Raw genomic sequence first — 22,147 nt, 5'->3', positions numbered from 1 at the left:
CCCGACGCCCCGGCCCCGAGCCCCACGCGGCAGGGCTGGCTGGGCCGACTGTCCGCCGGCCTGCGCAAAACGGGCAGCAGCCTCACCGCCGTCTTTACCGGCACCCGCATCGACGACGCCTTGTACGAGGAGCTGGAGACCGCGCTGCTGATGGCCGACACCGGGGCCCAGGCCACCACCCACCTGCTCGACGATCTGCGCCGCCGCGTCAAGGCCGAGCGCGCGACCGACCCGCAGCAGGTGCGCGCGCTGCTGGCGGACGCCATCACCGACTGGCTGCGTCCGCTGCAAAAGCCGCTGGCGGTCGGCGCCCAGCCCGACGGCCCGACCGTGTGGATGGTGGCCGGCGTCAACGGCGCGGGCAAGACCACCACCATCGGCAAGCTGACCTGGCACCTGGCCCACCACGGTGCGACCGTCCTGCTGGCGGCGGCCGACACCTTTCGCGCCGCGGCGCGCGAGCAGCTTGGCGTGTGGGCCCAGCGCAACGGGGTGGACATCGTCAGCCAGGACGGCGGCGATCCGGCCGCGGTGGCCTTCGACGCGGTGACCGCGGGCCGCGCGCGCGGCAAGGACGTGGTAATCGTCGATACCGCGGGCCGGCTGCCTACCCAGTTGCACCTGATGGAAGAGCTGCGCAAGATCAAGCGCGTGGTGCAAAAGGCCGAGGCCACCGCTCCGCACGAAGTGCTGCTGGTCATCGACGGCAACACCGGCCAGAATGCTCTGGCGCAGGTCAAGGCCTTCGACGCGGCGCTCCAACTCACCGGCCTGATCGTCACCAAACTCGACGGCACCGCCAAGGGCGGCGTGCTGGCCGCCATCGCCATGTGGGCGCGCGAGCAGGGGCGCGAGCTGCCGGTCTACTTCATCGGCATCGGCGAAAAGCTGGAAGATTTGCAACCCTTCGACGCCCGCGAGTTTGCCACCGCGCTGCTGAGCTGACCCGCCGCGGTGGCATTCGGGTTGACCCGGTGCACGCGGCGGGGGGACGCGGTAAGCTTGGCGTCGGGTCCGTCCCTAGAATTTCTTCGGATTGCTTATATCAGCACGTCATGATACACAACGATCCCGTCACGGCACGTTTGCCGAATCACCCCCAGAGGAGAAGCACAACCATGAAGGCGTACCAACACATCCTGGCAGCGGGTCTGCTGGGCGCGGCCACGCTGGCGCAGGCGCAGGTGGACCAGGTCAAGGTCTGGGCAGCGGCCTGTGCCAACTGCCACGGCACCAACGGCCACGCGCAACCCGGCATGGAGGCGCTGGCCGGCAAGGACAAGGACGAGATACTGCAAAAGCTGCTCGACTTCAAGAACGGCCGCAAGCCCGCCACGCTGATGCACCAGCTCGCCAAGGGCTACACCGATGACGAGCTGCGGGCCATCTCGGCCTATTTCGCGGCCCAGAAAAAGCAATGAGCCCAGCAGAGGAACCCACCATGCAACGTCGTCAATTCGTCCACAGCGTCGCGGCCGGCTCCGCGCTCGGCTCGCTCGGTCTCCTCAGCGGTTGCGCCACCCCCGGTGGCAGCAGCGGGCCGCACGTCGTCGTCATCGGCGGCGGCTACGGCGGCGCGACCGCGGCCAAATACCTGCGCATGTTCTCCGAGGGCAAGGTGCGGGTCACGCTGGTCGAACCCAACGCCAGCTTCGTCTCGTGCCCCATCTCCAACCTGGTCATCGGCGGCGTCAAGCAGATGTCCGACATCACGGTGCCGTACGACAACCTGGAACAGCGGCACGGCGTGCGCATCGTGCGCGACCGCGCGACGGCCATCGACCCGGACAAGCGCGTGGTCAAACTGGCCGGGGGCAGCGAGCTGAGCTACGACCGCCTGATCGTCTCGCCGGGTATCGACTTCATGTGGGAAACGCTGCCCGGCATGGCCAAGCCCGGTGCCCAGGATAAAGTGCTGCACGCGTGGAAGGCCGGCCCGCAGACGGTCGCGTTGCGCAAGCAGCTCGAAGCCATGCCCGATGGCGGCGTGTACGCGCTGTCCATCCCGCTGATGCCGTACCGCTGCCCGCCCGGCCCCTACGAGCGCGCCTGCATCGTCGCGCACTACTTCAAGAAGGCCAAGCCCAAGAGCAAGGTCATCGTCTTCGACGCCAACGACGACGTCACCTCCAAGCCGGCCCTGTTCAAAAAGGCCTGGGACGAGCACTACAAGGGCATTTTGGAGTACCGCCCCAAGCACCGCGTGGTGGACGTCGATGCGGCGACCAACACCCTGAAGTTCGAGTTCAACGACGACTTCAAGGGGGATGTGCTCAACGTCCTACCCAACATGCGCGCGGGCGACATCGCGGCACAGGCGGGGCTGGCCACGGCCAACAAACGCTGGTGCGACGTGGACTTCCTGACCTTCGAGTCCAAGGCCGTCAAGAATGTGCACGTGTTGGGTGACGCGATCCAGATCGCGCCGGCCATGCCCAAGTCCGGCCACATGGCCAACCAGCATGGCAAGACCTGTGCGGCGGCCATCGTCAACCTGCTGATGGGCAAGGAGCCGCCGGCCACGCCGCTGTACGCCAACACCTGCTACAGCTTCGTCACCGACGAGGACGTGGTGCACGTCGCCAGCGTGCACCGCTACGACCCCGAGAAGAAGACCATGCTGCCGGTGCCCGGCTCCGGTGGTTTGTCGGCGCGCGCCAGCGAACTGGAAGGCCGCTACGCGCTCGCCTGGGCGCGCAACATCTGGGCGGACATGCTGGCCTGACGACGGATCGGCCGCGCGCGCCGGGGGGAACATTCCCGGCACGCGCGGCCGCTACCGCGGCCACCAGACGGTCACGACACGCTCAACGCTCGCTGCATCCGCATTCCCTGGATCGAATCCCCCGCGCCATGACACGCTCCTCCCGCTCGATCGTTCCGATGCGCACCCTGGCCCTGGCGGCCGGTCTGCTCGCCGTCACCACGGGCGCACTCGCCCAGGCCGACGAGGCCCGCGCGCGCAAGATTGCCAACGGCGTGTGCGCGATGTGTCACGGCGATCAGGGCGAATCCACCAGCGAAATCTTCCCGCGCCTGGCCGGACAGCACACCGAGTACATCGTCAAGCAGCTCAAGGCTTTCAAAAGCGGTGAGCGCAAGAGCACGGCCATGGCCGAGATGGTGGCCAAGCTGACCGACGACGAGATGGTGGCCCTGGGCCGCTATTACGAAAAACTGCCCGCCCAGCGCGAAAACGTCAAGGACACGGGCTTGGCGGCGGTGGGTGCTTACCTGTACCAAAACGGCAACAAGTTCAGCGGCGTGCCGGCCTGCGCCAGCTGCCACGGCCCGGACGCCCACGGGGCGACCAACCTGCCGCGGCTGGCGGGGCAGTTCTCGGGCTACCTGTTCACCCAGCTCAAGCAATTCAACAAACGCCAGCGCACCAACGACAACGTCGTGATGCACACCGTCGCCGAGAAGATGACCGAGCTGGAAATGGCCGCGGTGGCGGAGTACCTCAGCACCAAGTAAGGCCGCCCCGGCAGCGGTGGGCGCTCACGCGTGCGGGGGTCGAACGGCCCGCGATCAGGGCTGACCGCGCAGCCGGGCGTGGATGCGCCGCGTCATGCGCCACACGCCCCACAGCACCACGGGCATCAACGCGCCGGCGGTCAGTTCCGGGTGCAAGGGGAGGCCCGCCGATTTCAGGGCCTTGGCCCCGTACAGCACCAGGCTGATCACGTAGTACGAGATCGCCGCGATCGACAACCCCTCCACCGTGGTCTGGAGTTGCAGTTGCAGTTCCTGTCCGCGGGTCAGCTTCTCGAGCAACTGGCGGTTTTGCTCCTCGCGGGCAATGTCCACCTGGGTGCGCAACAAGGCGCTGGTGCGGGCGATGCGCTCGGAGAGCGCGACCAGCCGCTGCTCGGTGGAGGCGACGGTGGCGATCGCCGGCGCCAGCCGGCGTTGCATGAATTCGCTGATGGTCTGGGTGCCGGGAATGGCGCGCTCGCGCAGCTCCGCGATGCGCTGCGACACGATGCGGTCATACGCCCGGGTGGCGGCAAAGCGGTAGCCGTTTTCGGCGATGGCGCGCTCGATGCCCGCGGCCAGACCCACCAGATCGTCCAGCAACACCTGGTCGGAGCTGGCTTTGGCCTCCATGTCCGCGGTCAGGCGCGCCAGGCGACGCTCGGCGTCGGCCAGCGGCCCGCCCAGCGCCTTGGCCACGGGCAAGCCCAGCAGCGCCATCATGCGGTAGGTCTCAAACTCCAGCAGCCGGGCCGAGATGCGACCCGCGCGCGTCTCGCTGGTGCCGGGCGGGGCCACGACCAGCATCCGCTCGAATCCAGAGGGGCGCAAGCGAAAATCCGTCACCACCATCGAATGCCCCTGCTGGCCCAACAGCGATGCCACTACCGGCTGATCGCCAAACCAGTGGCGCGCGCGCGCCAGCACGGCCGCCGGCTCCGACAGATCGCCGGTGACCATCGCCAGCTTGATCGCGCAAATGGTGCGCCCGGGGATCCCCGCCAGCCATTCTGGCGACACCATCAGATGGGGCAGCAGTTCGGGCTCGGAGGCGTCCAGCCCCACCTCTGGCGGCAGCGGCTGCACCAGCGAGTACCGAGTGAACTCGGTGTGCCGCTCCCACTTAACGGTGAATCCCGGGGGGCAGCGCAAGCGCCGAAAATTGCCTTGCAGGTCGGCCTCGGTCAGACCTTCCTGTCCTGGCAGGCGTCGCAGGTGGGCCAGTTCCTGCCCCCGATCCACCCCGTCGTGCACGACGGCAACGTAGACCACGAGCGCGGGCATGCGGATGCGCGCGGGCGGGCGGGCATGCACCTCGTCGTGCAGCACGCGGCGGCGCGGATCTTCGGCGGGGAGTGTGGCGGGGATACCCCCCGCGGCATCGGCGTCCATCATAGGCGTGAACATAGCACAGCGGGGCGCCATGCAAGGTGTGGGTTTTGTGCCAAATGGCGCGCGACGACGCCCGAACGGTATCGCCACGCGCGGCGATCTGGTGGATACTGCCGCGATCGTCACCCCCGTGGTCTGCCCCACGCCGGTCCGCTTTCAGGGAATATGCGCTTGCGATCCACGGCCTTGTCGCAGCTGGGCTGCGCCGTCGTCGCCCTAGGGAGGGGGCGCCCCCCGACGCCGAGGCGCTCGGCCGCGTTCGGCTGGCGCGGTGCCGCCCTGGCGGTGGCGATCGCATGGCTGGGGCTGGCGTGGCCGGTGTCGGCGCAAACCTTGCCGAGCCTGCTGCAACAGCACACCGTGCCCATGTGGCTGGTCGATCCGGCGGATGGCACCATCGTCGATGCCAACGCGGCGGCGGCGGCGTTCTACGGCTACCCGGCCTTGCGCTCCCCCGGCGGCATGAACATCCGCCAGATCAACCAGTTGCCGGAGGCCGATATCCGCGCCGAAATGGAGCGGGCGCGCCGCGAGGGTCGGGGCTACTACCTGTTTCCGCACCGGCTCGCGTCGGGGCGGATCGTCACGGTCGAGGTCCACAGCGCCCCGATGACGATCGACGGCCGCACGCTGCTGCTGTCGGTGCTGTTGCCCGAGAGCCGCAGCGTCACGCTGCAGCAGGAGCTGCAACGCTACCAGAACCGGCTGGAAGCCCTGGTGGCCGAGCGCACCGAAGAAGCGGTGCGCGCGCAGACCGAGCGGGCCCATACGCTCGCCTGGGCGCTGGCCGGCGCGGTGGCCGCCATCGTCGCCCTGGCCGTGGCGCTGGTGCTGCTGCGGCGCAGCGCGCGCCGTGCGCGGGATCTGGCCGACGAGCTCGAGGACACCTTGCAGGGCGCACGGCTGGGGCGGCTGCGCTGGGACCTGGTGCATGGCACCATCACCCCGTGCCCGCGGCTGCGCCGGTTGATCGGGCTGGACGAGCACGGCCAGCACAGTATCCCGACCGCGACCTGGCTGCAGTGGGTGCACCCCAAAGACGCCGCGCAGGCCCAAAGCGCCCTGCAGGCCCACCTGAAGGGCCAGAGCGACGCAGCCGATCTGCGCTTTCGCCTGCAGCACCGCGATGGGCGCTGGATTTGGTTGCAGGCGTGGGGCCGCGTCGTGGCGCGCGACCCCGCCACGGGACGCGCCACCGTGATGGCCGGCATTTTGCGCGATGTGAGCGACGAGGTCGCGCTGGAGCAGTCGCGCGCCATTGCGGCGAGCGTGTTCAACGATGCCGGCGAGGCCATCGTCGTCACCGACGAACGCGGTGCCGTCCTGGACGCCAACGCCGCCATGCTGCAGATGAGCGGCTATACGCGGGACGAGCTGATCGGCCGCGCCAACCTGCCGTGGCGGCCAGCGGACCGGCACGGGATGCCCGACTGGCACCGGCTGCGCCGCGTTTTGCTGCGGGAAGGCCGCTGGCGGGGCGAGGCCTGGTGGCGGCGCCGCGACGGCACGGAGTTCCCGGTGGTGGAGGCGATTTCGGCCGTGCGCGACGACCGCGGGCAGATCATCCGCTATGTCGCCGTCGCGCAGGACATCACCGAGCTCAAAGCGCAGCAAAACGCCCTGGAGCGGCAGGCCTATTACGACCTGCTCACGGGGCTGCCCAACCGTGTGCTGCTGGCCGACCGGCTGGACCTGGCCATCGCCAGCGCCCGGCGCCACCAGCGGCGGGTGGTGGTGGCGTATCTCGATCTGGACGGCTTCAAATACGTCAACGACTCCCACGGCCACCGCCAGGGCGACTGGATTCTGCGCCTCGTGGCCCAGCGATTGCAAGGGGCGCTGCGCGAGGGCGATACGCTGGCGCGGGTGGGGGGCGACGAATTCGTCGCCGTGCTGTGCGACCTGGACGACAGCGAGCGTTGGACCGCCGTCATCGACCGGCTGCTCGGGGCGAGCGCCGAGCCCATCGAATGCGACGGGACACTCGTGCAGTTGAGCACCAGCATCGGCGTCACGCTGTACCCGGACGACGGCGCCGATGCCGAGGTGCTGCTGCGCCATGCCGATCAGGCCCTGTACCGCGCCAAGCGCGACGGCAAAAACCGCTGGTATCTGTTCGACCCGCAGGAAGACCGGGCCGCGGCAGCCCACGCCGAGCGTATGGCCGATGTGCGGCGCGCCCTGGCCTGCGAGGGCGAGTTCCGCCTGTACCTGCAACCGCAAGTCCGCCTGGTCGATGGCGCCATCGAGGGGGCCGAGGCCCTGCTGCGCTGGCAGCATCCGCAGCGGGGATTGCTGGCGCCGGCCGCCTTCCTGCCCGCGATCGAGCACGACGACACCATGATCGCGCTGGGCGACTGGGTGCTGGACGAGGCCATGCGCCAGCTCCAGCGCTGGCACGACGCGGGACAGTCGGGCTGGACGCTGTCCGTCAACATCGCCGCGCGCCAGTTGCGCGATCCGGCCTTTGCGGACCGGCTGGCCCAGCGCCTGGCGCGCCATCCGCAGGTGGACCCGAGCCGGCTGGAGCTGGAAATCGTCGAATCCAGCGCGCTGGACGGCATCGCCGAGCTGGAGCGCCTGCTCGAGCGCTGCCGCACGCTGGGCGTCGCCGTGGCGATCGACGACTTCGGCACGGGCTACTCGTCGCTCGCCTACCTCAAGCGGCTGCCCGCCAGCGTGGTCAAGATCGATCAATCCTTCGTGCGCGACATGTTCGACGACCCCAGCGATCTGCGCATCATCGAAGGCGTGGTCGCGCTGGGGCAGGCGTTCGGCCTGCGCGTGGTCGCCGAAGGCGTCGAGACGCTGCACCACGGCGAGCTGCTGCTGCGGCTGGGCGCGCAGTCGGCGCAGGGCTACGGCATCGCGCGGCCCATGCCTGCCGATCAATGGGCCGACTGGGCCGCGGCCTGGCAGCCGCCGGCCTCTTGGATGCGCTGGCGCACGCTCGTGCATTCGCCCTGGTCGCGGATGCTGGCGCGGCTGGAGGTGGAACACCGGGCCGTGCTCACGGGGCTGGCGACGCGGCGGGTGACGCCGCCCCCCTCCGGCGACTGCCCTCTGCAGACGCTGCTGGCCGAGTCGCTGCCGGCCCCTGCGCGCCATTGGCCCGAGTACGCGGCGCTGCAGCGGGCGCACGAGGCCTTTCATGCAGCCGCGCGACGGTGGTGGGAGTACGCGCCGGATACCGACCCGCAACAGGACCCGGCCATCCTCCAAGCCCATGGCACGCTGCTCGGTGCGCTGCATCGGCTGCTGGACCGGCTGTGCGCGGTGGATGCCGCGCAATCCGCACGGTCCGAGCCACCCGTCATCGTCCTTGACGATGGCGAGCAGCCCACGCACGCCGCGGCGGCTTAATCCCCCCTCCGCCCGCGCTACGATCGGCGCATGAGCGCGCCGATACCCCCCTCCCCCTGGCACACCTGGCTGCCCATGCTGCGGTGGGTGCGCCACTACCGGCGCGACCACGCCACGGCGGACGGGGTGGCGGCCGCGGTGGTGACGCTGATGCTGGTGCCGCAGAGCCTGGCCTACGCCCAGCTCGCGGGCATGCCGCCCGAGGCCGGGCTGTACGCCAGCATCCTGCCCCTGGTCGTGTATGCGGTGCTTGGCACCAGTTCGGCCCTGGCGGTGGGTCCGGCCGCAGTGACGTCCCTGATGACGGCCGCCGCTGCCGGGGCGCTGGCCCCCGAGGGCACGCCCACCTATGGCTGGGCCGTCTGGTGGCTGGCGGCCCTCAGCGGCGCGATCTCGCTGCTGCTGGGCGTGTTGCGGCTGGGTGTTCTGGCCCACTTTCTCAGCCATCCGGTGCTGCACGGTTTCGTTTCGGCCTCCGGCATCCTGATTGCCGCCAGCCAACTCAAGCACCTGCTGGGCGTGCCCCTGAACGGGACGACCCTGCCCGCGCTACTGGCGCAGGGCTGGCACACCGTGGGTGGGACGCACGGGCCCACCCTGCTGATTGGCGCGGGCACGCTGGCGGTCTTGCTCGCCGCGCGGCGGGGTTTGCGGCCGGGCCTGCGCCGCCTCGGGTGGTCCGCCACCGCCGCCGACATGGCCACCAAGGCCGCGCCGGTCGCCATTTTGGCAGCGGTGACCGCCGTGTGTGCGGCGGCCGACGCGGCATCCCACGGGGTGCGGGTGGTCGGCGCGGTCCCGGCGGGGCTGCCCACCTTCACCTGGCCCGGCCTCGGGGATGCTGGCTGGGCCGGGCTGGAGCCGCTGCTGCTGCCGGCCTTCCTGCTGGCCATCGTGGGGTTCGTGGAATCGGTATCGGTCGGTCAGTCGCTGGCCGCGCGGCGCCGCGAGCGCATCGACCCCGACGCGGAGCTGCGCGCGCTGGGCGCCGGCAATCTGGCCGCCGCCGTCAGCGGTGGATTTCCGGTCACGGGTGGGTTCGCGCGGTCGGTCGTCAACTTCGAGGCGGGGGCCCGCACCCCCGCCGCGGGCCTGTACACCGCCGTCGGGCTGGCGGGCGTGGCGGCCTTTTTGACGCCAGCACTGCACCACTTGCCCCAGGCCGCACTGGCCGCCACGATCATGGTCGCCGTGCTGACCCTGGTGGATCTGCCGGCCTTCGCGCGCATCTGGCGCTATTCGCGCAGCGACTTTGCGGCCATGGCCCTGACCGCCGCGCTCACCCTCACCGTCGGGGTGGAGGCCGGTCTGGCAACCGGTGTGCTGGCGTCGATCGCCCTGCTGCTGTACCGCAACAGCCGGCCCCACATCGCGGTGGTGGGCCGCATTCCGGGGACGGAACACTTCCGCAACGTCGAACGCCACGCGGTGGAGACCGTGCCACACGTGCTCGGCTTGCGGGTGGACGAGAGCCTGACCTTTGCCAACGCGCGTTTTCTGGAGGATTATGTGGCGGCGCAAGTCGCCGCGCACCCCGCCGTGCGCGACGTCGTACTGCAGTGCTCGGCGATCAACGACATCGACGCCAGTGCACTCGAAAGCCTGCAGACCATCCAGGAGCGGCTGGCGCAGGCCGGCATCCGGCTGCACCTGTCCGAGGTCAAGGGCCCGGTGATGGACCGGCTGCAGCGCGCCGGGCTGCCCGCCTGGCTGAGCGGCCAGGTGTTCCTGAGCCACCACCAGGCCATCGAAACGCTCGCTCCCAGCAGCCCCCGCAGCGTCACCCCCGATTGACCGGCACGGGGCACCCGCACAAAGTATCCGCCCAAAAGACAACCCCGCCGGGTCGTGCCGACCGGGCGGGGTGGACGGGGAACCGGGTCCGACCCGGGATGGGACGCTTACGCGCCCAGCTTCTCCTTGATGCGGGCGGACTTGCCGGTGCGGCCGCGCAGGTAGTAGAGCTTGGCACGGCGCACATCGCCGCGGCGCTTGACCTCGATGCTGGCGATCAGCGGGCTGTACAGCGGGAAGGTCCGCTCGACGCCTTCGCCGTTGGAGATCTTGCGCACGATGAAGCTGGAGTTCAGGCCCCGGTTGCGCTTGGCGATCACGACACCTTCGTAGGCCTGGACGCGCTTCTTGTTGCCTTCGATCACGTTGACGTTGACGATCACCGTGTCGCCGGGCGCGAAGGCGGGGATGTTCTTGTTCAGGCGAGCAATTTCTTCCTGCTCGAGGATCTGGATCAGGTTCATGGTCACATCCACGATCATGACCGCGCTGCGATGTTGCACGGAGCCGCGCCCTTGCGCCGGCCCCGCCCAGGGCCGTACCCCGAAGCCGGACAGAGGATCAAAGCCTATTATTGTAACCTGCTTCGCGCAGCGCTTGCTCGTCGGCGGGCCTCAGCCGCCCCTCGGCACGCGCGCGCGCCAGCACGTCCGGCCGCCAGCGCGCCGTCGCCTGCACCCGCTGGGCGCGGCGCCACGCCTCGATCTGGGCATGGTGGCCGGAGAGCAACACGGGCGGCACGGTCATCGGCCCCGCCGGGCCCTGCCAGACCTCCGGCCGGGTGTAATGCGGGCAATCGAGCAGGCCGTCCACGACGGGGTTGAAGCTGTCCTGCTCGGCGCTGGCCTGATCGCCCAGCACCCCGGGCTGCAGCCGCGCCACCGCGTCCAGCAGCGCCACGGCCGCGATCTCGCCGCCCGACAGGACGAAGTCGCCCAGGCTGATCTGCGCATCCACACACGCATCGACGAAGCGCTGGTCCACCCCCTCGTAGCGGCCGCACAGCAGGATCGCACCGGGTGCGGCCGGCTGCGCATAGCGGGCCACCACGTCGTGGGACAAGCGCTCGCCCGCGGGCGAGAACAGCACGGTCGGCACATCCACGGCCGCGCCCGGCGGGCGACACGCGGGCAGCCCGCGGTCGAGGCGGATGGCCTGCCAGCAGCGGTACAGCGGCTCGGCCAGCATCACCATGCCCGGCCCACCGCCAAACGGGCGGTCGTCCACACGCCGGTAGTGGCCGTCGGCAAAATCGCGCAAGGGCCACAGCCGCACCTGCACCGCCCCGGTGAAGGCGCGGCGCACCACACCGACCGACAGGTAGGGCTCGATCAGCTCGGGGAACAGGGTGATGACGTCGAAGCGCATGGCGCCCGCGCGGCCGCGGTCAGTAATCGGGCTGCCAATCCACGGTGATGCGGCGCGCGGCCAGATCCACCGCGTCCACATAGGCGCTCACGAAGGGGATGAGGCGCTCGACCGCCTGCTCGCCGGTGCCGTCGCGCAGGCACAGCACGGCGTGCGGCCCCGTGGGCAGCAGGTCTTCGACGACACCCAGGACGACCCCCTCGCGGTTGACCACCGACAGGCCGATCAGATCGACCCAATAGAACTCGTCGGGATCGTCGGTGGGCGGGAAGTCGGCCCGCGCGATGTGGATGCGGGCGCCGCGCAGGCGCTCGGCCAGTCCGCGGTCATCGACCCCGTCGAAATGCGCCACCACGGCGTCGCCGTGCCAGCGCGCTTCGGCCACCGTCACCGCGACGGTGCCCTGGAAGGCATCGAAGGCGCGTGCTCGCGGCGAGCGGCTGGCCAAAGGGGGCTGCAAATACCAGCGGCGCGCATGCAGCAAGGCGTCGCCGCTTTGGCTCAGGCCGTGTACGCGGACCCAGCCGCGCACACCCCAGGCCTCTTGCACATGGCCGATCTCGACCGCATCGGCGGGCAGCTCGGCCACCTGCCAGGGCAAAGACTCGGCCATGCGACGGGCGGGATCAGGCCGCGGCGGCCTCGGCCGGCACGACCTTGGGGGCCTGCTTGATCAGGCGGGCGACGGTCTCGGACGGCTGCGCGCCGACGCCGAGCCAGTAGGTCAGGCGGTCCTGGGCGATGTTGAGCGGCACGTCGTTGCCGCGGGCGATGGGGTTGTAAAAGCCGATGCGCTCGATGAAGCGGCCGTCGCGGCGGCTGCGCTTGTCGGCGACGACGATGTGGTAGAACGGGCGGGCCTTCGAGCCGCCACGGGCGAGTCGGATCACGACCATGGTTTATCCTTGCGAACTGTTCGACGAGACGGTGGAGGCAACGCCTGAGACACGACGACTGGCCACCCGGCCAGCGAAACGTTGCAAACCCGCCATTATAGCCAGCGACCCGTGAACACCCCCCTGATCCGCCCGAGCCACGAGAACGACCTGCCCGCCATCGCCCGCATCTACGGTCACCATGTGCTGCACGGCACGGGAACGTTCGAGACCGATCCCCCCAGCACCGCCGACATGGGCGCCCGCCGCGCCGACGTGCTGGCCAAGGGCTTGCCCTGGCTGGTTGCCGAGCTGCAGGGCGAGGTGGTGGGCTTTGCCTATGGCAACTGGTTCAAGCCGCGGCCGGCGTACCGCTTTTCGGTGGAGGACTCGATCTACGTCGCGCACGATGCCGTGGGCCGGGGGCTGGGCCGCGCGCTGCTGGCCGAATTGCTGGCGCAGCTCGAGGCGCGGGGCATCCGCAAGGTGATGGCGGTGATCGGCGACTCGGCCAACACCGGCTCCATCGGGCTGCACACCGCCCTGGGCTTCGAGCGGGTGGGTGTGGTGCGCTCCTGCGGCTGGAAGTTCGGCCGCTGGCTCGACATCGTGCTGATGGAAAAGTCCCTGGGCTGGGGCGACCGCACTCCGCCCACCGAGGGCTGACGCCCTGCCCCTCCCCCGCGGGAACCGGTGCCATCGGTCCCGGCTCCCACCCCGCATCGCCGTCTTGCGCAAACGCCGCCCCATGGTTGCCGACACCCGTCCCGCCCCCCGCCCCCGCAACAAAACCGTCGCCGCCTGGCTCGCCCTGGTGGGCGGGGGCTTTGGCTGGCACCGGTTTTATCTGCACGGATTCGGCGATGTGTGGGGCTGGGCCCACGCCATCCCAACCGCACTGGGGCTGTGGGGGGTGGATCGCGTGCTGACCTACGGGCAGGACGACCAACTGTCGTGGGTGCTGCTGCCCTTCCTGGGTATCGGCCTGGTGGCCGCGTGTCTGACGGCCATCGTGTATGCGCTGCAGCCGCCGCAGCGCTGGAATGCGCGCCACAACCCGGCCGGGCCGGCCGACGCCCGCGCCGGCGACACGAACTGGCTGACCGTCATCGCCGTGGTGCTGTCGCTGATGGTAGGCGCCACCGCGTTGATGGCGGGTCTGGCGTTCAGCTTCCAGCGCTACTTCGAGTACCAGATCGAGGAAGGCCTGCGCATCAGCCAGTGAGCTGAGCCATCACCAGCATCCAGCCACTCAAGGTGAGCATCCCCAGCGCGGTGGACAGCCCCGTGGCGGCGGTCACCTCGGTCTGCGCCACGCGGTAGCGCTGCGCGAACAAAAAGACATTGGCGCCAATGGGCACGCCGGCGGCGACCACCAGCACCGTCAACGGCAAGCCGCGCAGCCCCCACAACCACGCAGAGGCGGCGACCAGCACCGGCATGACCAGGTTTTTGGCCAGGGCGACGGACAGCGCCTCGCGCCAGTGGCCGCGCCAGGGCGTGCGGGCCAGGCTCACGCCCACCAGCACCAGGGCCAACGGCCCGAAGGCCTGACCGAGCAGATGCAAGGGCTTGTCCACCACGGCAGGCAAGGTCGCCCCCGACAGCCCCCACAACAGCCCACAGGCAATCGGCAAGGGGATGGGGTGGATGACCGATCCGCGCACTGCCGACAGGGCCGTGCGCCACAGCCGCCCGGGCGGCATCGGCCCGCCCTGCGCGCGGCTGCGGGCATCGGCCAGCTCCAGGGCCACCGAGGCGATCGTCAACAGGATGAGGGCGTGCACGGCGATCAGCGTCAGCAGCGTGACCACGCCTGCCTGCCCGTAGGCCAGGCCGATCAGGGCGATGCCGATCATGACCAGATTGGAAAACGTCCCGCCCAGCGCGAGCACGATACCGCGGGGGTGGAACCCATGCCACGCGATCTGCAGGGCAAACCAAGGGAGCGTGGCGCTGAAATAGGCCGCCACGGGGCGCCAGTCCAGCGTCTCCAGCCGGACCTGGGCCATGGTGCGAAACAGCAGTGCCGGGATGAGCAGCAGGAAGACCAGGTTGGACAAATCCTTGACGGCCGCCGCTCCGACCCAGCCACGCCGGCCCGCGACCACGCCCGCGGCGATCAGCAGGAAGACGGGGGCCAGGGACTGAAAGACGGGATGGTCGGCAACGCTCACGCCCCCCAGTGTAGTGAGCGCGCGCGCCGGCGGCTGGCGCCTGCGCGACCCCGCCGGCGGGGCCCAATCGCGCCCAATGAGCGCGGTCAGGCCCGGTCGGGCTTGAGGTGCTGGGCAAACGCGCGGCGCAGCTTGGCCACCTTGGGCGCGGCCACGGCCAGGCAGTAGCCATGAAAGGGATGGCGCGCGAAGAAGTCCTGGTGCTCGGCTTCGGCCGGCCAGTAGTGGCGCAACGGCTCCACCTCGGTCACGATGGGGGCGCCGAAGGCGCGCTGCGCCTGCAGCTCGGCGATCAGCGCCCGGGCCGCGTCCGCCTGCTCGGGCGTGGTCCAGTAGATGCCGCTGCGGTATTGCGTGCCGACGTCAGCGCCCTGCCGGTTGAGGGTGGTGGGGTCGTGGGTAGCAAAAAAGATGGTGAGCAGATCGCGCACGCCGATCACCGCGGGGTCGTAGACCAGCTTGACGACCTCGGCGCAGCCGGTGGCGCCGGTGCAGACGTCCTCGTACGTCGGCCGCTCGGCCTGTCCGTTGCTGTAGCCGGATTCCACGTCCAGCACGCCGCGCACCTGCTCGAACACGGCCTCGGTGCACCAAAAACACCCACCGGCCAGGACCAAAGTCTCCGTCGTCATGGCGCAGATTCTGCTACGGTCGCGGATACTATGACTCTATCGCTGGATTTTTTGGCCCTGCCGCTGTTGACGGCCTCGGCCCTGTTGCTGTTGAGCCTGGTGGCCGGGCTGTTTTCGGCGCGGCTGGGCTTTTCGTTCTTGCTGGTGTTTCTGGTCGCGGGCATGCTGCTGGGGGAGAACGGGCCCGGCGGCGTGGTGTTCGAGGATTTTCGGCTGGCGTTTTGGGTGGGCAACGTGGCGCTGGCCGTCATCCTGCTGGATGGGGGGCTGCGCACGCGCTACGCGACATTTCGCACGGGTCTGCGCCCGTCGCTGCTGCTGGCCACGGCCGGCGTGGCCGTCAGCGCCGCGCTGACCGGTCTGGGGGCCTGGCTGCTGCTCGACCTGGACTGGCGACTCGCGCTGCTGCTGGGCGCCATCGTCGGCTCCACGGACGCCGCGGCCGTGTTCGCGCTGCTGCAGACGTCGGGGGTGCGGCTCAACGAGCGCGTGGCCTCGACACTGGAAATCGAGTCGGGTCTGAACGACCCGATGGCCGTGTTTCTAACCCTGGCGCTGATCGGGCTGGCCATGACGCCGGACACCGGGGCCGCCCGCCTGGGCTGGGCGCCGCTGCTGGCGCTGGTGCAGCAGTTTGGCTGGGGTCTGATGCTGGGCGGTGGCCTGGGCTGGGCGCTGGCGGACGGTCTGCGGCTGCTGGCCCGGCTCACCCGGCCCGGCAGCGGCGTGCGCGCACTGCTGCTGCTGTCGGCGGGGATGGCGGTGTTTGCGTTGACGACCTGGGTCGGCGGTTCGGGGTTCCTCGCGGTCTACATCTTCGGGCTGGTGGTGGGCAACCGCGCCCGCGGCTCGGTGGCGCCGGCGCTGCAGGCCATGGATGGCTACGCCTGGATGGCGCAGGCGGGTATGTTCCTGCTGCTGGGCCTGCTGGTCACCCCGACCGAGGCGCTGCGCACCCTGCTGCCAGCGCTGGGCGTCGCGGCGGTGCTGATGCTGGTGGCCCGGCCGCTGGCCGTGTGGCTGTGCCTGCTGCCCTTTCGCTTTCCCCCGCGGGAGGTGGCGTTCATCGCCTGGGTTGGCCTGCGCGGGGCGGTGCCCATCGTGCTGGCGGTGTTCCCCGTGATGGCGGGGGTGGACGGGGCCAAGACCTTCTTCAACATCGCCTTCGTGGTGGTGCTGGCGTCGCTGCTGCTGCAGGGCGCCACCCTGCCCTGGGCCGCGCGGCGCACCGGCGTCGCGCTGCCGGACCGCGACGATCCGGTCGCCGCCCGGCAGGTGTACGGCGATTTCGAGGTGCCGGCGAACACCCCCATGGCGGCCCTGTGCCGTTTCTACGGCTGGCCGATGGTGGAGGACGAACAGCTCACCGTGGGCGAGTGGTTTGGCCGCACCTGCGAGCATGCCCCGGTCGAAGGCGATCAACGGCGCTGGGGGCCAGCCGAGCTGAGCGTGCGCCGCGTGCAAGGCGGCACGATCGAGCGCATCGGCATCCGCCTGGAAGAAACGGGGGATGCGGGCAGCGAGGGCAGCGAGGGCGGCGAGGGCGGGCGGGACGCGACGCCCTGACGAGTCCTGCTTTTGCTTGACATCTGAAATATTTTCCGACTGTCGCAAAAAACCGACACCACGGGTTTTCGGGCGGTGCTACCTTCGCGCCCATGCCGATTGCCCCGTCCGATCCGACTGCCGCGCGCCGCCTGTGGGACATCTCGCCCCCGGTGGACGCCGATGCGCCCGTCTTCCCCGGCGACACGCCCTACCAGCAGCGGTGGGTGGCCACCATCGGGCCGGGCTGCCCGGTCAATGTCAGCGCGGTCACGACCACGCCGCACATCGGCGCCCATGCGGATGCGCCGTTGCACTACGCTCCCGACGGTGCGCCCATCGGGGCCGTGGATCTGACCCCGTACCTGGGCCCGTGCCGGGTGGTGCATGCCATTGGCTGCAGGCCGCTGGTGACCTGGGCGCATGTGGCCCACGCCCTGCCGGATGACGCCCCCTGGCCGCCGCGGCTGCTGGTGCGCACCTATGCGCGGATGCCGCGCGACGCCTTCGACGACGCGCTGCCGGGCATGGACCCGGCGCTGTTGGAACGCCTGGCCGACCGCGGCGTGTGCCTGGTAGGCACGGACAGCGCCAGCGTGGACCCGGCCGACAGCAAGACGCTGGAGGCGCACCAGGTGCTGCGCCGGCGCGGCCTGCGCGTGCTGGAAAACCTGTGCCTGGACGACGTGCCCGAAGGCGACTACGAGCTGATTGCCCTGCCTCTGAAGTGGATGCGCGCCGACGCCAGCCCGGTGCGGGCCGTGCTGCGCGCCCTGGCCTGACCCGTCGGACATGCGCACGCCGACGCTTCCCAAAGGATCGTCCCATGCCCTGCCCCACCCTCGACGACTGCCGCGCGCTGGATGCGGCCGACCCGCTGCGCCCCTTGCGCGACCAGTTCGATCTGCCGCCCGGCGTCATTTACCTGGACGGCAACTCCCTCGGTGTCCTGCCGCGCGAGACCGCCGCCCGCGTGCAGGCCGTCGTGACGGACGAATGGGGCCAGGGGCTGATCCGCAGCTGGAACACGGCCGGCTGGTTCACCCTGCCGCAGCGGGTGGGTGACCTGATCGGCCGCCTGATCGGCGCCGGCCCCGGCGAAACGATGGCCACGGACAGCACCTCGATCAACCTGTTCAAGGTCTTGAGCCTGGCCATGCATCTGCAACACCGGCGCGGCGACGGCCGGCGCGTGTTGGTCAGCGAGCGCAGCAACTTCCCCACCGACCTGTATGTGGCCGAGGCGCTGTGCCGCGATCGCGGCTGGACCCTGCGGCTGATCGATGGCGACCCGCAGACGGCGCTGCCCGCCGCGCTGGGGCCGGACGTCGGCATCGTGATGCTGACGCATGTGAACTACCGCACCGGCGCGATGCACGACATGGCCGCGGTGACGGCCGCCGCGCACGCCGCCGGCGCGCTGATGGTGTGGGACCTGGCGCACAGCGCGGGCGCGGTGCCGGTGGACCTGAACGCGGCGCAGGCCGACTTTGCCGTGGGCTGCGGCTACAAATACCTCAACGGCGGGCCGGGCGCGCCGGCGTTCGCGTGGGTGCATCCGCGCCTGAGCGCGGCCTTGGGCCCGGACGACTGGTCGACGCTGGCCGGCTGGTGGGGGCATGCGGCGCCTTTTGCCTTCGCGCCCGATTTCCAACCGGCGCCGGGGGTGCAGCGGCTGCTGTGCGGCACGCAGCCCATCATCAGCCTGTCGGCGCTGGAGGTGGGGGTGCGCACCGTCCTGGCTGCCGAACCGCTGGGGGGCATGGCGGCGCTGCGGCGCAAGTCGCTGGCGCTGACCGACCTGTTCATCACACTGGTGGAGTCGCGCTGCGCCGGGCACGGGCTGACGCTGGTCACGCCGCGCGAGCCGCAGCGGCGCGGCTCGCAGGTCTGCCTGACCCGGGCCGAAGGGGCCTACGCCATCGTGCAGGCGCTGATCGCGCGCGGGGTGATCGGCGACTTCCGCGCCGGTGACGCGTGGCAGCCGGACATTCTGCGCTTTGGCTTCACGCCCCTGTACCTGGGGTTCGAAGACGTCTGGCACGCCGTCGAGCACCTGCGCGATGTGCTGCAGACGCAAGCCTGGCGCGACCCGGCCTTCCAGCGCACCCAGGCCGTGACCTGACCCCGCCCCACGGATCCGCCACCATGACGACCCCCGACCCCACCCCCGAGTCCATCGTCCATGCCGAACAGGCCCGGCTGGATTACCGCGATGCGATGACCTATGGCGACTATCTGCAGCTCGACGCGATTCTGAACGCGCAAAAGCCCCGGTCGCCCGACCACAACGAGATGCTGTTCATCATCCAGCATCAGACCAGCGAGTTGTGGATGAAGCTGATGCTGCACGAGCTGGGGGCGGCCAAGACGGCGATCGCCACGGACCGGCTGCCGGAGGCGTTCAAGATGCTGGCGCGCGTCAGCCGCATCATGGAGCAGCTCGTACACGCCTGGGATGTGCTGGCCACCATGACCCCGCCGGAGTACAGCGCGATCCGCCCCTATCTGGCGCAGTCCAGCGGTTTTCAGAGCTATCAGTACCGCTGCATCGAGTTTTCGCTGGGCAACAAGAATGCCGCGATGCTGCGCCCGCACGAACACCGGCCGGATCTGCTGGCGCAGGTGCAAGCCGCCTACGAAGCCCCGTCGCTGTACGACGAGTCGCTGCGTCTGCTGGGGCGGCGCGGCCTGCCCGTGCCCGCCAGCCACTGCGAGCGGGACTGGACCCGGCCCTACGAGGCCAGCGACGCCGTGGAGGCCGCGTGGCTGCAGGTCTACCGCGATCCGTCGCACCACTGGGACCTGTACCAACTGGGCGAGGAGCTGACCGACCTGGAGGACGCATTCCGACTGTGGCGCTTTCGGCACCTGACGACCGTGGAGCGGGTCATCGGCTTCAAGCGCGGCACCGGGGGCACCAGCGGCGTGGGCTATTTGCGCAAGATGCTGGACGTGGTGCTGTTCCCCGAAATCTGGAAGCTGCGCACCGACCTCTGAAGCGCCGCGGCCAGCAGCGGCGCCAGCGCCACCGCGTTGCTGGCGTGCGGCACGCTGTCGGTGCTCCAGACCTCGCCGACGTCGGCGGCCTGCATCGCGGCCAGCGCATCGCCAACGAACAGCGCGTGCGTGACCGCCACGTCCACCGAGGCGGCGCCGGCCGCGCGCAGGGCGGCCGCGGCGCGCGCCACGGTGCGGCCGGTGCTGGCCATGTCGTCCAGAATGACGACGGCGCGGCCGCGCACGTCCAGCGCCGGCAGCTCGACCTCGACCTCGCGGTCGCCGCGGCGCACCTTGCGCGCCACCGCCGCCGGCAGCCCCGCGGCGTCGGCGGCCTGGCGCACCCACTGGGCGGATTCCTCGTCCGGCCCGAGCAGGAGCGCGCCGGGGCGGCGCTGCGCCGCCAGCGCGCCGAGCAGCGGCGCGGCGCTGAGCGCGTGCGCCTCGGCCACCGGCACCGCCTCGGCGAGCGTGGCCACCCGGTGCAGGTGCGGATCGACGGTGATCAGCCCGTCGAACGCCGCCGCCAGCCAGCGCCCGACGTGGCGCTGACTGACCACCTCGCCGGGGCTGAAGGCGGCGTCCTGCCGCATGTAGGCCAGGTACGGCGCCACCAGCCACAGCCGCCGCGCGCCCAGCTCGCGCGCGGCCGGGGCGGCCAGCAGCAGCTCGACCAACTTCTCGTTCGGCTGGTGCAGGCTGCGGTACAGCGCCACCTCCGCCGGCAGCTCGGGCGGCAGGCGCAGCCGCCACTCGCCGTCCGGAAAGCGGTGGCGCTGCACGAACGCCAGCGTCCACGGCTCCGTGGCGCCCGCGGCGGCGGTGTTGAGCGCCGCGAGCAGCCGCTGCGCCGGCGCGGCCTCGTCGTCGAAGGCGAGCAGCAGCGGCATGGCGCTCAGAACTCCACGTAGACCTGCGGCACCTCGTGCGGCGCGCCGATGGTGTAGCCGCTGGCGCGCGCGCTGGCCTCGCGCGCGAACTCGACGTCGGCCGGGTACTCGGCGTAGACGTGGTAGAGCACGTCGCCGGCACGCACCGGCTCGCCGAGCTTGCGCATCAGGTCCACCCCGGCGCCGGCCACCTTGGGCGCGCCGGCCAGCCGCGCGATGCGCGCGATCTGCAGGTTGTCGATGCCGGTGACGACGCCGTCGCGCGGCGCGGTGACCTCGAAGCGGTGGCGCGCCAGCGGCGCTCGCTCGGGGTCGAAGCCACGCGCGCCCTGCGCCTCGATCAGCGCCATCATCTTCTCCAGCGCGCGGCCGGAGTCGAGGATGTCGCGCGCGATGCCGTAGCCGTCGCCGCCGCGGATGTCGGGGTCGCACTCCAGCAGCCGGCCGGCCAGCCGCAGCGCCTTCTGGCGCAGGTCGATCGGCGCCAGCGGATGGTTCTGCAGCACGCGCATGACGTCGCGCGCCTCCAGCACCGGGCCGATGCCCTGCCCGATCGGCTGGCGCCCGTCGGTGATGACGACGTCGATCGAGATGCCCAGCCGCCGCGCCACGTACTCGAACAGCCGCCGCAGCCGCTGCGCCTCGGGCATCGAGCGCACCTTGGCGGTCGGCCCGACCGGGATGTCCAGCACCAGGTGGTTGGAGCCGGCGGCCACCTTCTTGCTCAGGATCGAGGCCACCATCTGCGCCGGCGAATCCAGCGACAGCGGCCGCTCCACCGCGATCAGCACGTCGTCGGCCGGCGACAGCTGCGCCGTGCCGCCCCACGCCAGACAGGCGCGGTGCGCGCGCACGATCTCCTGCAGCCGCTCGATCGGCAGCTCCACCTCGGCCAGCACCTCCATCGTGTCGGCGGTGCCCGCGGGCGAGGTGATCGCGCGCGAGGAGGTCTTGGGGCACACCAGCCCGTGCGCGGCGACGATCGGCACCACCAGCATCGAGGTACGGTTGCCGGGGATGCCGCCGATGCAGTGCTTGTCCACCACCAGCCGCTCGCGCCAGTCCAGCCGCTGGCCGGCGGCGATCATGCCCTCGGTGAGGAAGTAGACCTCCTCGCGGTCCAGCTCGCTGGCGTGGGTGGCGACGACGAAGGCCGACAGCTCGATCTTGGAGTAGCGGTGCTCGGCGATGTCGCGCGCGATGGCGTGGAACTCCTCGCGCGTCAGGCGCTCGCCACCGATCTTGCGGTGCAGCGCGGCGATCGAGGCCGGCGGCTCGGCCTGCTCGATGGTGGCCGGGTGGCCCGGCTCGACGCCGAGCTGCGCGAACGCCTCCATCGACAGGCCGATCTCGTCGCACTTGACGATGCGCGGATCCAGCGTCACGTTGAGCGTGGCCAGCACCTTGCGGCCGTTGGCGCGCACCTCCACCTTGTTGAGCGCCTGGAAGCCCTCGGCGCGGTAGAGGTCGCAGTCGCGGTGCAGGTAGGCGACGTTCTCGCGCCAGGTGTCGATGGCCACGCGGCGCAGCTTCAGCGGCACGCGGCCGTCGGCGCCGTGCTCCACCGGCGGGCAGGGCGAAAGTTTCAGGCCCGGCGGGGACGAGGCGGCGGGGGTGGGGGTTACGGCATCCAT

General features: G+C 70.7%; 21 protein-coding genes. 12 read left to right on the top strand and 9 right to left on the bottom strand.

What is annotated here, in order from left to right:
- From ftsY to Tfont_RS09390, 4 genes are all read left to right on the top strand, one after another.
- Positions 1–945 (top strand): signal recognition particle-docking protein FtsY (gene ftsY, locus Tfont_RS09405; RefSeq protein WP_390612411.1); only part of this gene is annotated, 945 nt, incomplete at its 5' end.
- 173 nt (positions 946–1,118) lie between these two features.
- The gene (locus Tfont_RS09400) at positions 1,119–1,421 is read left to right on the top strand and encodes a c-type cytochrome (RefSeq protein WP_143969235.1); all 303 of its coding nucleotides are present in this window, start codon (positions 1,119–1,121) and stop codon (positions 1,419–1,421) included.
- Positions 1,422–1,441: 20 nt separating this feature from the next.
- Complete coding sequence (locus Tfont_RS09395) at positions 1,442–2,725, top strand: NAD(P)/FAD-dependent oxidoreductase (protein WP_143969234.1); 1,284 nt, start codon at positions 1,442–1,444, stop codon at positions 2,723–2,725.
- A 128-nt stretch (positions 2,726–2,853) separates the two neighbouring features.
- The gene (locus tag Tfont_RS09390) at positions 2,854–3,477 is read left to right on the top strand and encodes a c-type cytochrome (RefSeq protein WP_260682339.1); all 624 of its coding nucleotides are present in this window, start codon (positions 2,854–2,856) and stop codon (positions 3,475–3,477) included.
- A 54-nt stretch (positions 3,478–3,531) separates the two neighbouring features.
- Here Tfont_RS09390 and Tfont_RS09385 read toward each other — a convergent pair whose 3' ends face one another.
- Positions 3,532–4,884: a DUF3422 family protein gene (locus Tfont_RS09385; RefSeq protein ID WP_260682338.1), complete on the bottom strand. Its 1,353-nt coding sequence runs from the start codon at positions 4,882–4,884 to the stop codon at positions 3,532–3,534.
- A gap of 156 nt (positions 4,885–5,040) precedes the next feature.
- On the opposite strand from Tfont_RS09385, the gene Tfont_RS09380 reads away from it, so the two are divergent.
- Positions 5,041–8,232, top strand: coding sequence for a sensor domain-containing protein (locus Tfont_RS09380; protein WP_185974511.1), 3,192 nt, complete (start codon positions 5,041–5,043; stop codon positions 8,230–8,232).
- Between the two features lie 30 nt (positions 8,233–8,262).
- The gene (locus Tfont_RS09375; protein WP_143969231.1) at positions 8,263–10,026 is read left to right on the top strand and encodes a SulP family inorganic anion transporter; all 1,764 of its coding nucleotides are present in this window, start codon (positions 8,263–8,265) and stop codon (positions 10,024–10,026) included.
- 107 nt (positions 10,027–10,133) lie between these two features.
- Here Tfont_RS09375 and rplS read toward each other — a convergent pair whose 3' ends face one another.
- The 4 genes from rplS to rpsP all read right to left on the bottom strand — a co-directional run bounded on the left by rplS (position 10,134) and on the right by rpsP (position 12,290).
- Positions 10,134–10,490 carry a 50S ribosomal protein L19 gene (gene rplS / locus Tfont_RS09370; protein WP_068610670.1) on the bottom strand — a complete coding sequence of 119 codons (357 nt, stop codon included), beginning with the start codon at positions 10,488–10,490 and terminating at the stop codon, positions 10,134–10,136.
- Between the two features lie 97 nt (positions 10,491–10,587).
- The gene (trmD, locus tag Tfont_RS09365; protein ID WP_068610400.1) at positions 10,588–11,394 is read right to left on the bottom strand and encodes a tRNA (guanosine(37)-N1)-methyltransferase TrmD; all 807 of its coding nucleotides are present in this window, start codon (positions 11,392–11,394) and stop codon (positions 10,588–10,590) included.
- Between the two features lie 19 nt (positions 11,395–11,413).
- Positions 11,414–12,007, bottom strand: coding sequence for a ribosome maturation factor RimM (gene rimM / locus Tfont_RS09360; protein ID WP_143969230.1), 594 nt, complete (start codon positions 12,005–12,007; stop codon positions 11,414–11,416).
- A gap of 13 nt (positions 12,008–12,020) precedes the next feature.
- Entirely contained in the window at positions 12,021–12,290 is a 270-nt protein-coding gene (rpsP, locus tag Tfont_RS09355; RefSeq protein WP_068610404.1) for a 30S ribosomal protein S16, read from the bottom strand.
- Positions 12,291–12,401: 111 nt separating this feature from the next.
- Here rpsP and Tfont_RS09350 point away from each other — a divergent pair, with 111 nt between their 5' ends.
- Together Tfont_RS09350 and Tfont_RS09345 are read left to right on the top strand one after the other, a co-directional pair.
- Positions 12,402–12,935: a GNAT family N-acetyltransferase gene (locus Tfont_RS09350; RefSeq protein WP_143969229.1), complete on the top strand. Its 534-nt coding sequence runs from the start codon at positions 12,402–12,404 to the stop codon at positions 12,933–12,935.
- A gap of 82 nt (positions 12,936–13,017) precedes the next feature.
- Positions 13,018–13,494, top strand: a complete 477-nt coding sequence (locus tag Tfont_RS09345) for a TM2 domain-containing protein (RefSeq protein ID WP_068610408.1) — start codon at positions 13,018–13,020, stop codon at positions 13,492–13,494.
- On the opposite strand, the gene Tfont_RS09340 is transcribed toward Tfont_RS09345, so the two are convergent.
- Complete coding sequence (locus tag Tfont_RS09340; RefSeq protein WP_143969228.1) at positions 13,484–14,446, bottom strand: AEC family transporter; 963 nt, start codon at positions 14,444–14,446, stop codon at positions 13,484–13,486. The genes Tfont_RS09345 and Tfont_RS09340 overlap by 11 nt on opposite strands.
- An 86-nt stretch (positions 14,447–14,532) precedes the next feature.
- A complete protein-coding gene (msrA, locus tag Tfont_RS09335) occupies positions 14,533–15,078 on the bottom strand; it encodes a peptide-methionine (S)-S-oxide reductase MsrA (RefSeq protein ID WP_143969227.1) in 546 nt (181 codons plus the stop codon).
- A 30-nt stretch (positions 15,079–15,108) separates the two neighbouring features.
- On the opposite strand from msrA, the gene Tfont_RS09330 reads away from it, so the two are divergent.
- The 4 genes from Tfont_RS09330 to kynA all read left to right on the top strand — a co-directional run bounded on the left by Tfont_RS09330 (position 15,109) and on the right by kynA (position 19,623).
- Entirely contained in the window at positions 15,109–16,644 is a 1,536-nt protein-coding gene (locus Tfont_RS09330) for a potassium/proton antiporter (protein WP_185974510.1), read from the top strand.
- Positions 16,645–16,736: 92 nt separating this feature from the next.
- Positions 16,737–17,405 carry an arylformamidase gene (kynB, locus tag Tfont_RS09325; RefSeq protein ID WP_143969226.1) on the top strand — a complete coding sequence of 223 codons (669 nt, stop codon included), beginning with the start codon at positions 16,737–16,739 and terminating at the stop codon, positions 17,403–17,405.
- 44 nt (positions 17,406–17,449) lie between these two features.
- Positions 17,450–18,748, top strand: a complete 1,299-nt coding sequence (gene kynU, locus Tfont_RS09320) for a kynureninase (RefSeq protein WP_143969225.1) — start codon at positions 17,450–17,452, stop codon at positions 18,746–18,748.
- A gap of 23 nt (positions 18,749–18,771) precedes the next feature.
- Entirely contained in the window at positions 18,772–19,623 is an 852-nt protein-coding gene (kynA, locus tag Tfont_RS09315) for a tryptophan 2,3-dioxygenase (protein WP_143969224.1), read from the top strand.
- Here kynA and Tfont_RS09310 read toward each other — a convergent pair.
- Together Tfont_RS09310 and Tfont_RS09305 are read right to left on the bottom strand one after the other, a co-directional pair.
- Positions 19,557–20,513: a ribose-phosphate diphosphokinase gene (locus Tfont_RS09310; RefSeq protein WP_143969223.1), complete on the bottom strand. Its 957-nt coding sequence runs from the start codon at positions 20,511–20,513 to the stop codon at positions 19,557–19,559. The genes kynA and Tfont_RS09310 overlap by 67 nt on opposite strands.
- Before the next feature lie 5 nt (positions 20,514–20,518).
- Complete coding sequence (locus Tfont_RS09305) at positions 20,519–22,147, bottom strand: thymidine phosphorylase family protein (protein WP_143969222.1); 1,629 nt, start codon at positions 22,145–22,147, stop codon at positions 20,519–20,521.

Source organism: Tepidimonas fonticaldi (genome assembly GCF_007556755.1).
Classification (GTDB): domain Bacteria; phylum Pseudomonadota; class Gammaproteobacteria; order Burkholderiales; family Burkholderiaceae_C; genus Tepidimonas; species Tepidimonas fonticaldi.
This window is presented reverse-complemented; position numbering and strand designations above follow the sequence as displayed.